General features: G+C 64.5%; 13 protein-coding genes. All 13 read left to right on the forward strand.

The window, feature by feature from the left end; translation table 11 throughout:
* Positions 1-122: 122 nt before the first annotated feature.
* Positions 123-1,082: a carbohydrate ABC transporter permease gene (locus tag FNJ47_RS38550; RefSeq protein ID WP_163161063.1), complete on the forward strand. Its 960-nt coding sequence runs from the start codon at positions 123-125 to the stop codon at positions 1,080-1,082.
* Entirely contained in the window at positions 1,075-1,983 is a 909-nt protein-coding gene (locus FNJ47_RS38555; protein WP_163161064.1) for a carbohydrate ABC transporter permease, read from the forward strand. The genes FNJ47_RS38550 and FNJ47_RS38555 overlap by 8 nt, the downstream gene beginning before the upstream one ends.
* Positions 1,984-2,038: 55 nt before the next feature.
* On the forward strand, positions 2,039-3,025 hold the full coding sequence (gene denD / locus FNJ47_RS38560) for a D-erythronate dehydrogenase (protein ID WP_163161065.1): 987 nt from the start codon (positions 2,039-2,041) through the stop codon (positions 3,023-3,025).
* Between the two features lie 28 nt (positions 3,026-3,053).
* Positions 3,054-4,010: a sugar kinase gene (locus FNJ47_RS38565; protein WP_163161066.1), complete on the forward strand. Its 957-nt coding sequence runs from the start codon at positions 3,054-3,056 to the stop codon at positions 4,008-4,010.
* Positions 4,007-4,657 carry a bifunctional 4-hydroxy-2-oxoglutarate aldolase/2-dehydro-3-deoxy-phosphogluconate aldolase gene (gene eda / locus FNJ47_RS38570; protein ID WP_163161067.1) on the forward strand — a complete coding sequence of 217 codons (651 nt, stop codon included), beginning with the start codon at positions 4,007-4,009 and terminating at the stop codon, positions 4,655-4,657. The genes FNJ47_RS38565 and eda overlap by 4 nt, the downstream gene beginning before the upstream one ends.
* A gap of 137 nt (positions 4,658-4,794) precedes the next feature.
* A complete protein-coding gene (locus FNJ47_RS38575; RefSeq protein ID WP_163161068.1) occupies positions 4,795-5,967 on the forward strand; it encodes an acetyl-CoA acetyltransferase in 1,173 nt (390 codons plus the stop codon).
* 1 nt (position 5,968) lies between these two features.
* Positions 5,969-7,507: a class I adenylate-forming enzyme family protein gene (locus FNJ47_RS38580; protein WP_163161069.1), complete on the forward strand. Its 1,539-nt coding sequence runs from the start codon at positions 5,969-5,971 to the stop codon at positions 7,505-7,507.
* Between the two features lie 157 nt (positions 7,508-7,664).
* Positions 7,665-7,865, forward strand: coding sequence for a hypothetical protein (locus FNJ47_RS38585; RefSeq protein ID WP_163161070.1), 201 nt, complete (start codon positions 7,665-7,667; stop codon positions 7,863-7,865).
* Positions 7,866-8,037: 172 nt separating this feature from the next.
* On the forward strand, positions 8,038-9,237 hold the full coding sequence (locus FNJ47_RS38590; protein WP_163161071.1) for a CaiB/BaiF CoA transferase family protein: 1,200 nt from the start codon (positions 8,038-8,040) through the stop codon (positions 9,235-9,237).
* Between the two features lie 11 nt (positions 9,238-9,248).
* Positions 9,249-10,415, forward strand: a complete 1,167-nt coding sequence (locus tag FNJ47_RS38595; RefSeq protein ID WP_028344637.1) for an acyl-CoA dehydrogenase family protein — start codon at positions 9,249-9,251, stop codon at positions 10,413-10,415.
* Positions 10,416-10,576: 161 nt separating this feature from the next.
* Positions 10,577-11,713, forward strand: a complete 1,137-nt coding sequence (locus FNJ47_RS38600; RefSeq protein ID WP_163161072.1) for a thiolase family protein — start codon at positions 10,577-10,579, stop codon at positions 11,711-11,713.
* Positions 11,710-12,069 carry a Zn-ribbon domain-containing OB-fold protein gene (locus FNJ47_RS38605; protein ID WP_163161073.1) on the forward strand — a complete coding sequence of 120 codons (360 nt, stop codon included), beginning with the start codon at positions 11,710-11,712 and terminating at the stop codon, positions 12,067-12,069. The genes FNJ47_RS38600 and FNJ47_RS38605 overlap by 4 nt, the downstream gene beginning before the upstream one ends.
* Positions 12,070-12,487: 418 nt before the next feature.
* The coding region (locus FNJ47_RS38610; protein ID WP_163161074.1) for a carboxymuconolactone decarboxylase family protein at positions 12,488-12,788 on the forward strand (301 nt) is incomplete at its 3' end.

The following is a 12,788-nucleotide window of genomic DNA, read 5'->3' on the forward strand; positions in this document are numbered from 1 at the left end:
ATCGACAGAGAGGGTGGGCGGCAGTGTCAAGTGTGAAAAAGAGCCAGGTCCATAGGCGATCCGAGGTGACGCACGATCCAAAACCGGTCGTGCGTCACCATCCGATTCGGAGTTGAGAGCGAATGAGCACTGTCCAGACATCGATGCCGGCGCAAGCTGCCGCGGCAGGCGAGCCGTCATTTTGGTCCCGGCTCAGCGGAAACCGCAATTGGGCAGCGTTCTGGTTCATGTTGCCGACGGCGGCGTTCCTGATCCTGTTCCTGGCCTATCCGCTCGGCCTCGGCGTCTGGATGAGCTTCACCGACGAGCGCATCGGCCGCGCCGGAGCCTTTGTCGGTATCGAGAACTACCAATGGCTATGGGATGACTCGATCTTCTGGCTGTCGGTGTTCAACACCCTGTTCTACACACTGATCGCCAGCGCCATCAAATTCGCGATCGGGCTCTATCTCGCGCTGCTGTTGAACAGGCACATGCCGTTCAAGGCGATCATCCGGTCGATCGTGCTGATCCCGTTCATCGTGCCGACCGTGCTGTCGGCGATCGCGTTCTGGTGGATCTACGACTCGCAATTCTCGATCATCTCCTGGTCGCTGATCAAGCTCGGTCTGATTCACAGCAACATCAACTTCCTCGGCGACACCGAGTGGGCGCGGGCGAGCGTGATCTTCGCCAATGTCTGGCGCGGCGTTCCGTTCGTGGCGATCACGCTGCTGGCCGGCCTGCAAACGGTCTCGCCATCGCTCTATGAGGCCGCCACGCTCGACGGCGCGACCAGCTGGCAGCGCTTTCGCTTCATCACCTATCCGTTGCTGACCCCGATCATCGCCGTCGTGATGACCTTCTCGGTGCTGTTCACCTTTACCGACTTCCAGTTGATCTGGGCGCTGACCCGCGGCGGCCCGGTCAACGCAACCCACCTGATGGCGACGTTGAGCTATCAGCGCGGCATCATCAGCGGGCGGCTCGGCGAGGGCGCCGCGATCGCCACCGCGATGATTCCTTTCCTGGTGGCGGCCATTGCCATTTCCTGGTTCGGAATGCAGCGCCGCAAATGGCAGCAAGGATCGAACAATGACTGATTCAACCTTGCAATCGAAGGCTGCGGCTACCGCCGCCGGCGACGACACCGAGGGCATGAGCTATCTGGAGTCGCTGCCGCGGCGCCTGGTGACGCTTTATCTGCCGCTGTTCGTCATCCTGGTGGTGCTGCTGTTCCCGTTCTATTGGATGGTGCTGACGTCCATCAAGCCGGACGAGCAGCTCATCGACATGGAGAAGTTCAACCCGTTCTGGGTGATTCATCCGACCTTCAAGCACATCAGCAAGCTGCTGTTCGAGACGCAGTATCCGCGCTGGCTCTGGAACACGATGTATGTCGCGGTCGGCGCGACGTTCCTGTCGATCGTCGCCAGCGTGCTGTCGGCCTATGCGATCACGCGGCTGCGCTTCAAGGGCGCGGAGGCTGTCGGCGTCCTGATCTTCTTCGCTTATCTGGTGCCGCCGTCGATCCTGTTCATCCCGCTGGCCTCGGTGATCCAGGCCTATGGGCTGTTCGACTCACCGCTGTCGCTGATCCTGGTCTATCCGACGCTGCTGATCCCGTTCTCGACGTGGCTCTTGATGGGCTATTTCAAGACCATCCCCTATGAGCTCGAGGAGTGCGCCCTGATCGACGGCGCGTCGCGCTGGCAGATCCTGGTCAAGATCATCGTGCCGCTGGCGGTGCCCGGCCTGATCTCCGCCTTTATCTTCTCGTTCACTCTGTGCTGGAACGAGTTCATCTATGCGCTGACGTTCCTGCAATCGACACCGAACAAGACGGTGCCGGTTGCCATCGTCAATGAATTCGTCGACGGCGATATCTACAAATGGGGATCGCTGATGGCGGGCGCGCTGGTCGGCTCGCTGCCGCTGGTCATCCTTTACGCCTTCTTCGTTGAGCACTATGTCTCGGCGATGACGGGCGCCGTGAAGGAATGAGCGCGCAAGGCCCGCGGCGGAATTCGAAGAACAAGACAAGAAAAGGAGCACGGTCGTGCACATTCTGATTTTGGGCGCCGCCGGCATGGTCGGCCGCAAGCTGACCGAACGTCTGTTGCGCGAGGGCCGCCTCGGCAAGCAGGACATCACCAAGATGACGCTGCAGGACGTGGTTACGCCGGCCAAGCCCGCGAACGCCTCGATCCCGGTCAATGTCATCGCATCCGATTTTGCCGATGCCGGCGCCGCCGCGCCGCTGATCGCCGAGCGCCCGGACGTGATCTTCCATCTCGCCGCGATCGTCTCGGGTGAGGCGGAGGCCGAGTTCGACAAGGGTTACCGGATCAATCTCGACGGCACGCGCTATCTGATCGACGCGATCCGCGCCATCGGCGGCGGCTACAAGCCGCGGCTGGTGTTCACCTCTTCGATCGCGGTGTTCGGCGCGCCGTTCCCCGAGAAGATCGGCGACGAGTTCTTCCATACGCCGCTGACGAGCTACGGCACGCAGAAGTCGATCTGCGAGCTCCTGATCAACGATTATACCCGCAAGGGCCTGCTCGACGGGATCTCGATCCGCCTGCCGACGATCTGCGTGCGACCGGGCAAGCCGAACAAGGCGGCGTCCGGCTTCTTCTCCAACATCATCCGCGAGCCGCTGGCGGGCGAGGAGGCGATCCTGCCGGTCTCCGAGGACGTGCGGCACTGGCACGCCTCGCCGAAATCGGCGGTCGGCTTCCTGGTCCATGCCGGCACCATGGATCTCAACGCGATGGGGCCGCGGCGCAATCTCAGCATGCCCGGGATGTGCGTCTCCGTCGGCGAGCAGATCGCATCGCTGGAGCGTGTTGCCGGCAAGAACGTCACCGCGCGGATCAAGCGGGTGCCCGATCCGACGATCATCGGCATCGTCTCGGGCTGGCCGCGCGATTTCGCCACCGACCGTGCGCTGAAGCTCGGCTTCACCACGGCCGAGAAGACGTTCGACGACATCATCCGCATCCATATCGAGGACGAGCTCGGCGGCAAGTTCGCCGCCTGAGTAAATCTGCGCTAGCGCGGCTCATGAGATGACCAGGGTTGCCAGCATCGGCGAATGCATGATCGAGCTGCGGCAAGCCCCTGGCGGCCAGCCCGGCGGACTGTATTCGCGCTCCTATGGCGGCGACACGCTCAACACCGCGGTCTATCTGTCCCGGCTCGGCGTCCACATCGATTACATCACGGCGCTCGGCGATGATGCGCTGAGCGATGAGATGATCGCCGGCTGGACGGCTGAAGGCGTCGGCACCAAGCATGTCGCGCGGTTGGCGGGCAGGCTGCCTGGCCTCTACATGATCCAGACCGACGACAGGGGCGAGCGGCGCTTCTTCCACTGGCGCGACAGCGCCGCCGCGCGTGAGCTGATGGATCTGCCTGATACGGAAGATCTCCTGAACTCGCTCGCGACGTACGACCTCGTCTATCTCTCGGCGATCACGCTTTCGATCCTGCGCGAGGACGGTAGGGAACGGCTCATGGCGGCACTGAAGCGGGCGCGGCTGCTCGGAACGCGCTTTGCCTTCGACACCAATTTCCGCTCCCGCGGCTGGCCGGACCTGAACGTTGCGCGGAAAGCTTTCAGCAGCGCGTTCGAGGCGGCCGATATCGTGCTTGCCTCGACCGAGGATCTGGCGCCGCTCTATCCCGGTGAGAACAACGCGGCGCTGCTGGCGGGTATCTCGAGCCCCGAGGTGGTGCTGAAGCTCGCCGAGCCCGCGTGCATCGTGCGCTCGTCCGGCGGAACGCGCGAGGTGAGGGCGGAGCCGTTGCCCAAGCCGGTGGTCGATACCACGGCCGCCGGCGACAGTTTTGCTGCGGCCTATCTCGCCGCGCGGCTCGGCGGCGCCGAGCCCGAGGAGGCGGCGCGCGCCGGCCATCGCCTCGCCGGTGTCGTCGTGTGCTATCCCGGCGCGATCATTCCGCGCTACGCCATGCCGCCGAAGAAGGCGCCTCGTCCCCCACCATCCCGCAAGGCCTCGCAATGAAAACGACATCAAAGCAGGACCAGATTGCCGAGTTGATCCGCCAGGCCACCGTCATCCCGGTGCTGACCATCGAGCGGCTCGCCGACGCGGTGCCGCTCGCCAGGGCGCTGGTCGCCGGCGGTGTCCGGACGCTCGAGGTGACGCTGCGGACGGCGGTCGCCGTCGATGCAGCCAAGGCCATCATTGCCGAGGTGCCCGATGCGGTGGTCGGGATCGGCACCATCCTCAACGGCGACGATCTGGCGCGCGCCGAGGCGCTCGGCGCCAAGTTCGGCATCAGCCCGGGCGCAACGCCCGAGCTGATGAAGGCGGTTGCTGCCAGCCGGCTGCCGTTCGCGCCGGGGATCGCGACCGCCTCGGAGCTGATGCAGGCACTGGCGCACGGCTTCGACGTCGTCAAATTCTTCCCCGCCGAGCAGGCTGGCGGTATCAAGGCACTGCGAGCTCTTGCCGGTCCATTCCCGAACGTCAGGGTCTGCCCGACCGGCGGGATCGGCGAGGCCAATGCGGCGACCTGGCTGGCCGAGCCCAATGTGCTGGCGGTCGGCGGCTCCTGGCTGTGCCCGGCGGCGGATATCCGCGCCGGCAACTGGGCGGGCATAACCGCCATGTGCGCCAAGGCGATGAAAACGCTGAAAGCGGGCTAGAATTCCGTTCCGATAGAAACGGGGTTCTGGATTCTGGTTTTGACGCGTTTTCTTCACGCGAACCGGTGTCCACTTCGCTCGAAAACGCTCTCGAGATACGCTACATAACTCCCGAACAGGAACAGGGAGATACGGCCATGACAGCAGCCAGCATCGTTGGTTGGGCGCACACGCCATTCGGAAAGTTCGACGCGGAGACCGTTGAAGGCCTTGTCGTCAAGGTCGCCAACGAAGCGCTCGCCGATGCCGGCGTTGCCGCGTCCGATGTCGACGAGATCATGCTCGGTCATTTCAACGCCGGCTTCTCGCCGCAGGATTTCACGGCCTCGCTGGTGCTGCAGGCCAATCCGGCGCTGCGCTTCAAGCCGACGACGCGCGTCGAGAACGCCTGCGCCACCGGATCGGCCGCGGTGCACCAGGGTATCCGCGCCATCGAGGCGAGCGCCGCGAAGATCGTGCTGGTGGTCGGCGTCGAGCAGATGACGAAGACGCCGGGCCCGGAGATCGGCAAGAACCTCTTGAAGGCATCATATCTGCCCGAGGACGGTGACACCGTCGGCGGCTTCGCCGGCGTGTTCGGCAAGATCGCGCAGGCCTATTTCCAGAAATACGGCGACCAGTCGGACGCGCTGGCGATGATCGCCGCCAAGAACCACAAGAACGGCGTCGCCAATCCCTACGCGCAGATGCGCAAGGATTTCGGCTTCGAGTTCTGCCGCGCCGAGAGCGAGAAGAACCCGTTCGTCGCCGGTCCCCTGAAGCGCACCGATTGCTCGCTGGTGTCGGACGGCGCCGCCGCGCTGGTGCTGACCGATGCCGAGACTGCCAAGACCATGGGCAAGGCGGTGAACATCCGCGCCACCGCCCATGCGCAGGATTTCCTGCCGATGTCGAAGCGCGACATCCTGCAGTTCGAAGGCTGCACCGTCGCCTGGCAGCGCGCGCTGCAGAAGGCCGGACTGCAGCTCTCCGATCTCTCCTTCGTCGAAACGCATGACTGCTTCACGGTCGCCGAGCTGATCGAATATGAAGCGATGGGCCTGACGCCGAAGGGCCAGGGCGCGCGCGCGATCATGGAAGGCTGGACCCAGAAGGACGGCAAGCTGCCGGTCAATCCGTCCGGCGGCCTCAAGGCCAAGGGCCATCCGATCGGCGCCACCGGTGTCTCCATGCATGTGATGAGCGCGATGCAGCTCACGGGGCAGGCGCCCGAGGGCATGCAGCTCAAGAACCCGCAGATCGGCGGCATCTTCAACATGGGCGGCGCTGCGGTCGCCAACTACGTCTCGATCCTCGAGCCGGCCAAGTAGCTTGAACATTGCCGAATGGCTGGCGGCGACGGCGCGGGCGCGTCCCGATGCGCCGGCGCTGCTGACCGGCTTCGACCTCGACGCCGACTATGCAACCTTTGGCCGCCGCGCCGCCTCGATCGGGGCGGCGTTGGCGCGCGATCACGGCATTGCCGCCGGCGACCGCATCGCGCTGTATGCGACGAACTGCACGCAATATCTCGAATGCCTCTACGGCATCTGGTGGATCGGCGCCGTCGCGATCCCGATCAATGCCAAGCTGCACGGCCGCGAGGCGGCGTGGATCTGCGGCAATGGCGGCGCCAAACTCGCGTTCGTGTCCGATGACACGATCGGTGCGCTGACCGAAGCGAAGGACGATTGCCCCGCTGGCATGACCATGCTGTCGGTCGACAGCGACGCGTACAGGGCGATGCGGAACGGCGAAGGCGCACCGGCGCCGCTGCCGCGCGAGAGCAATGATCTGGCCTGGCTGTTCTACACCTCGGGCACGACAGGCCGTCCCAAGGGCGTGATGCTGAGCCACGGCAATCTGCTTGCGATGTCGCTGTGCTATCTCGCCGACGTCGATCCGGCGACGCCGAACGATGCCTCGCTCTATGCCGCGCCGATCTCGCATGGCGCCGGGCTCTACAATTTCCCGCATGTCCGGATGGGCGGTCGCCACGTCATTCCGGAGTCCGGCGGCTTCGATCCGGACGAGGTGCTCAATCTCGGCCGGCAGCTCGACAACGTCGTGATGTTCGCGGCGCCAACGATGGTGCGTCGTCTGGTCGATGCCGCGAAGAAGCGCGGCGAGAACGGCGAGGGGCTCCGCACCATCATCTATGGCGGCGGGCCGATGTACACGGCCGACATCCTGGACGCGATGGCGACGATGGGCCAGCGCTTCGTGCAGATCTACGGCCAGGGCGAGTCGCCGATGACCATCACGTCGCTGTCGCGCGACTGGCATCGCGCGAGCGATCATCCGCGCTATCTCGAACGGCTGGCTTCGGTCGGGTCAGCGCAGAGCGTCGTCACCGTGCACATCACCGACAAGGACGGCACGCCGCTGCCCGCCGGCGAGAGCGGCGAGATCGAGGTCAAGGGCGCGACCGTGATGCTCGGCTACTGGAACAATCCGAAGGCCAATGCCGAGACGCTGAAGGACGGCTGGCTGCGCACCGGCGATGTCGGCCGGCTCGACGCCGACGGCTTCCTGACGCTGTCGGATCGCTCCAAGGACGTGATCATATCCGGCGGTACCAACATCTATCCGCGCGAGGTCGAGGAAGCCCTGCTGACCCATCCCGATATCGGCGAGGTCTCGGCCATTGGTGTGCCGGATCCGGAATGGGGCGAGATCGTCGTCGCTTGCGTCGTGCTGGAGGACGGTGCCGCGGCCGACGACGGCAAGCTCGACGCGCATTGCCTTGCCTCGATCGCCCGCTTCAAGCGGCCGAAGCGTTATGTCTATCTGGAGGCGCTGCCGAAGAACAACTACGGTAAGGTGCTGAAGACCGCGCTGCGGGAGATGATGGCCAAAGGCATTGGCTAAAAGGCATGGGCTAAAGCGCGACGAGGCTGGGTTGAATCGAAAATATCGAAAACAACCCCATGCACAGTAGGGATTGGGGTCGCCAAAGCGGTTAGGGGATAGGCCGCCGCCTTCCGTCGCGCTAAGCTGGCTGTGCCTGTCACCGGGAGAACGGACCATGGGAATCGAGACGTCTCTGTCGCTGTCGGAAGTGAACGATCGCATCGCGATCCTCCGGGATAATATCAGGCAGCTGATCGAGCAGGCCGCGGGCGCCGCGGGTGCCGAAGTCGAGGAGCGCATCGCCGAGCGGCTTGAGCAGCAGAATGCGGAACTGGAGAGGCTCCTGAAGGCGCGCGAGGTGATGACCGGGCAGTAACCGGCAGCGGGGCCGGGGCTGGGCATGCTTCGTCTTGCCGCCCTGCATTCCGCCGCGCGGAAACGATCCGGCCGCCGCCGCGCATACGCCCATACGCCCGGCGCAGCTTGATCTCGGCAAAGACCTCCCGTTACTAGCTCCGTAACCACGACATTCGGGAGCGAACAGCACGATGGGACCATTGCAGGGTATCAAGGTCGTCGACATGACGACCGTGCTGATGGGACCCTACGCCACGCAGATGCTTGGCGATTATGGCGCCGACGTCATCAAGGTGGAATCGCCCGACGGCGACGTGACGCGGCAGATCGGTCCGACCCGGCATCCGGGCATGGGACCGGTGTTCCTCAACACCAACCGCAGCAAGCGCTCGGTCTGCCTCGACCTGAAGAAGCCGGCGGGGCGCGAGGCCGTGCTGCGACTGATCGCGAAAGCCGATGTGCTGGTCTACAACGTGCGCCCGCAGGCGATGGCGCGGCTGCAACTCGGCTACGACGTCGTCGCCAAGGTCAATCCGCGGCTGATCTATGCCGGCGTGTTCGGCTTCGGCCAGGAGGGACCGTATGCAGCCAAGCCCGCCTATGACGATCTGATCCAGGGCGCAACCGCGCTGCCGGCGCTGATGGCGCAGACGTCGGACGGCGTGCCGCGCTACGTGCCGAACGCGCTGGTCGATCGCATCGTCGGCCTCACCGCGGTCGGCGCGATCTGCGCGAGCCTCGTGCATCGCGATCGCACCGGGCAGGGCCAGCGCGTCGACATTCCGATGTTCGAGACCATGGCTGGCTTCGTCATGGGCGACCACATGGGCGGCCTGACCTACGATCCGCCACTCGACAAGGGCGGCTATGCCCGCCATCTGTCGCCGGACCGGCGGCCGTACAAGACCCAGGACGGCTATATCTGCGTGATCGTCTACAACGACAAGCAGTGGGAGAATTTCTTCAAGGCGACCGGGCGCGACGACCTGCGCAACGATCCGAAATTCGCGACTTTCGCCGGTCGTGCCACCAATATCGACGTCGTCTATGCCGAACTCGCGCGCATCCTGTTGACCAAGACCACAGCCGAGTGGAGCCAGATTCTCGAGAAGGCCGACGTGCCCGTGATGCCGATGCACGATCTCGAGAGCCTGCTGGAGGACCCGCATATGGTCGCGACCGGCGTCTTCCCCGTGATCGATCACCCGACCGAGGGCCGGATCCGCAGCATGACGCCGTCGGCGCGCTGGTCGGAGACCAAGGTCGAGCCGAGCCGGCTGGCGCCGCGGCTCGGCGAGCACAGTGCGGAGATTTTGCAGGAGGCAGGTTTCTCCGCTGACGAGATCGCGGCGATGGTGCGCGACGGCGCAGCCAAAGCGGTGAAGGCATAGGAGCACGACAGATGGATTTCGCACTCTCCGCCAACCAGGAATCGATCCGCGACGCGGTGGCAAAAATCTGCTCGCGCTTCGACGAGGCCTACTGGCTGAAGAAGGACAAGGAGGGTGGCTATCCGGCCGACTTCCACCGCGCGCTGGCCGATGCCGGCTGGCTCGGCATCTGCATCCCCGAGGAGTATGGCGGCTCCGGGCTCGGCATCACCGATGCCGCGATCATGATGCGCACGATCTCGGAATCCGGTGCCGGCATGTCCGGCGCATCCGCGGTGCACATGAACGTGTTCGGGCTCAATCCGGTGGTGGTGTTCGGCACCAAGGAGCAGTGCCAGCGTATGCTGCCGCCGATCATCGACGGTCGCGACAAGTCCTGCTTTGCCGTCACCGAGCCCAACACCGGCCTCAACACCACGCAGCTCAAGACCCGCGCGGTGCGGCAGGGCGACAAATATATCGTCAACGGTCAGAAGGTGTGGATCTCGACCGCGCAGGTCGCCAACAAGATCCTGCTGCTCGCGCGCACCACGCCGCTGGAGGAGGTGCGCAGTCCGACCCACGGGCTCAGCCTGTTCTATACCGATTTCGATCGCAAGCGCGTCACCGTGCACGAGATCGAGAAGATGGGCCGCAAGCCCGTCGACTCCAACGAGCTGTTCTTCGAGAATTTCGAGATCCCGGTCGAGGACCGCATCGGCGAGGAAGGCCGCGGCTTCGAATATATCCTGCACGGCATGAATCCCGAGCGCATCCTGATCGCGGCGGAAGCCGTCGGCCTCGGCCAGATCGCGCTGAAGCGGGCGTCGGAATATGCCAAGGGCCGCATCGTGTTCAACCGGCCGATCGGCATGAACCAGGCGATCCAGCATCCGCTGGCGAAGTGCTGGATGGAGCTCGAGGCCGCCTGGCTGATGGTGCTGCGCGCCGGCTGGCAATACGACCAGAACCTGCCGTGCGGTCCTGCCGCGAACTCGGCAAAGTATCTCGCGGCGGAGGCCGGTTTCCACGCCTGCGAGCAGGCGGTGATGACCCATGGCGGCTTCGGCTACGCCAAGGAATATCACGTCGAGCGTTACCTCAGGGAATCGCTGATCCCGCGCATCGCGCCGATCAGCCCGCAGCTCATCCTCAGCTTCATCGGCGAGAAGGTGCTCGGCCTTCCGAAGTCGTATTGATGAGATCGGCTTCGCGCAGACAACGCTTTCTTTTCCCTCCCCCTGAAAGGGGGAGGGTAGGGTGGGGGTCAGCCACAGGCGAGAGCGAACGGTGCGGAGACAGATCCCCACCCGGCTTGCTCGCGCAAGCCGACCTCCCCTTTGCAAGGGGAGGTTAAAAGATGAGCCTCGTCACCGGCGTCGGCCTCACATCCTACGGCAAGCATGAGGGCCTGTCCTCGCTCGACCTGATGAGCAAGGCGGCCGAGCTTGCGATCTCCGATGCCGGGCTTAAGCGCTCGGAAATCGACGGCATCCTGTGCGGCTATTCCACGGTCTCGCCGCATATCATGCTGGCCACCGTGTTCGCCGAGCATTTCGGCATTCGCCCGTCCTACGCCCATGCCGTCCAGGTCGGCGGCGCGACCGGGCTTGCGATGACCATGCTGGCGCATCACCTCGTTGACGCCGGGGTTGCAAAACATGTGCTGGTGGTCGGCGGCGAGAACCGGCTGACCGGGCAGAGCCGCGACGCCTCGATCCAGGCGCTGGCTCAGGTCGGGCACCCCGATTACGAGGTGACGCTGGGGCCGACGATCCCGGCCTATTACGGCCTGGTCGCGACCCGCTACATGCATGAATACGGGCTCACGCAAGAGGATCTCGCCGAGTTTGCGGTGCTGATGCGCAAGCACGCGCTGACGCATCCCGGCGCGCAGTTCCACGAGCCGATCACCGTTGCCGACGTCATGGCATCGAAGCCGGTGGCGATGCCGCTCAAGCTGCTCGACTGCTGCCCGGTCTCTGATGGCGGCGCGGCCTGCGTGATCAGTCGCGAGCCGACCGGCGAGCAGCAGATTCGTGTCCGCGGCTGCGCCCAGGCGCACACCCATCAGCACATCACGGCGGCGCCCGCATTGAGTGAACTCGGCGCGGAGATTTCGATCGCGAAGGCAAAAGCGGCGTCGGGCATAGCGATCTCGGACGTGCGCTACGCTGCGGTCTACGACAGCTTCACGATCACGCTCGCGATGCTGCTGGAGGATCTCGGTCTCGCCGGGCGCGGCGAGGCGGCGGCGCGGGTGCGCGCCGGCTATTTCGACGGGGATGGCGAGATGCCGCTCAACACCCATGGCGGTCTGCTCAGCTATGGCCATTGCGGCGTCGGCGGCGCGATGGCGCATCTGGTCGAGACCTATCTGCAGATGACCGGCCGCGCCGAAAATCGTCAGGTGCGCGATGCCTCGGTGGCGCTGCTGCACGGCGACGGCGGCGTGCTGTCGTCGCATGTCAGCATGTTCCTGGAGCGCGTGCGATGAGTGGACCGATCGCCGACTGGACCAAGGGCGCGGAAGCCATCGCCTATCAGGCCTGCAACGCTTGCGGCGCGCGGCAATATTTCCGCCGCAGCTTCTGCGCGGCCTGCGGCTCGCCCGATCTGGCCGAGCATCGCGCAAGCGGGGCAGGGACGGTGTATGCGACATCGCTGGTCTGCCGCGCCGCGACGCCAGAGACGCGGGCCCATGTGCCCTACAACATCGTGCTGGTCGATGCCGACGAGGGCTTTCGCATGATGGCCCATGGCGACAACGACCTCGCCATCGGCGACAAGGTCTTGGCACGCTTCACGCAATTTGCGGGACGGCTGATTCCGTATTTCGCAAAGGCGAAATGAGGGGCCGAACGATCCGGTCAGAACGCGAAATCAGGCTGAACCAGATCACTCCTGCCCTCGAGTTTGCGGACACTATCGCCAATAGAAAACAAAGCTGGCGATGACGAGCATTGCCGTCACCGCCAGCATTTGCGCAAGCGCTTCCGAGGCCGCCCTCTTGGTGGCTTCCTTCATGCGTTTCCCCTAGACTGGGCGTGACTCATCGTTGCGCGGATGACGCGCTCGACGGCCAGATTTTTGTACTCGGAACACCCCGCGTCGAGCATTCGCTTTGATGAGTCCCCACTCAGCGAATATCGACTGTGTCAGGGTTGTCTTTGAATGCGGCGGCAATTTGACTCGGGCGTGTTGCTCCTGCGACGGCCGGCGGTTACTGTTTCAAACCCGACAGAAACGACAGCAAGATCAAGGTTAGGAAATGGCCCGTATCGACTACTCCGATCCCGCGAAGGCAAGCCCGCGCACCCGCGAGATCCTCGACAAGAACCGCAATGCCAACATCTTCCGCATGATGGCGCACTCGCCGAGCTATTTTGAGCAGTACTGCCGGCTCGGCGGCGCGATCCGCCACAAGGGCGAGCTCGATCCCATCGTGCGCGAGCTTGCGATCACGCGCACTGGCATTCTTTGCGAGGCGCCTTACGAGATCGTCGCGCACAAGCGCATCGGCAAGAATGTCGGCGTCACCGACGAGCAGAACGCTGCGCTGGAGAACTGGC

The organism is Bradyrhizobium uaiense (assembly GCF_010811875.1).
GTDB lineage: Bacteria > Pseudomonadota > Alphaproteobacteria > Rhizobiales > Xanthobacteraceae > Bradyrhizobium > Bradyrhizobium uaiense.

Bases quoted from the DNA above. Each gene is read 5' to 3' on its own strand.
- FNJ47_RS38550 (WP_163161063.1), top strand. From the start codon at position 123: ATGAGCACTGTCCAGACATCGATGCCGGCGCAAGCTGCCGCGGCAGGC.
- FNJ47_RS38555 (WP_163161064.1), top strand. From the start codon at position 1,075: ATGACTGATTCAACCTTGCAATCGAAGGCTGCGGCTACCGCCGCCGGC.
- FNJ47_RS38565 (WP_163161066.1), top strand. From the start codon at position 3,054: ATGACCAGGGTTGCCAGCATCGGCGAATGCATGATCGAGCTGCGGCAA.
- eda (WP_163161067.1), top strand. From the start codon at position 4,007: ATGAAAACGACATCAAAGCAGGACCAGATTGCCGAGTTGATCCGCCAG.
- FNJ47_RS38575 (WP_163161068.1), top strand. From the start codon at position 4,795: ATGACAGCAGCCAGCATCGTTGGTTGGGCGCACACGCCATTCGGAAAG.
- FNJ47_RS38585 (WP_163161070.1), top strand. From the start codon at position 7,665: ATGGGAATCGAGACGTCTCTGTCGCTGTCGGAAGTGAACGATCGCATC.
- FNJ47_RS38590 (WP_163161071.1), top strand. From the start codon at position 8,038: ATGGGACCATTGCAGGGTATCAAGGTCGTCGACATGACGACCGTGCTG.
- FNJ47_RS38595 (WP_028344637.1), top strand. From the start codon at position 9,249: ATGGATTTCGCACTCTCCGCCAACCAGGAATCGATCCGCGACGCGGTG.
- FNJ47_RS38600 (WP_163161072.1), top strand. From the start codon at position 10,577: ATGAGCCTCGTCACCGGCGTCGGCCTCACATCCTACGGCAAGCATGAG.
- FNJ47_RS38605 (WP_163161073.1), top strand. From the start codon at position 11,710: ATGAGTGGACCGATCGCCGACTGGACCAAGGGCGCGGAAGCCATCGCC.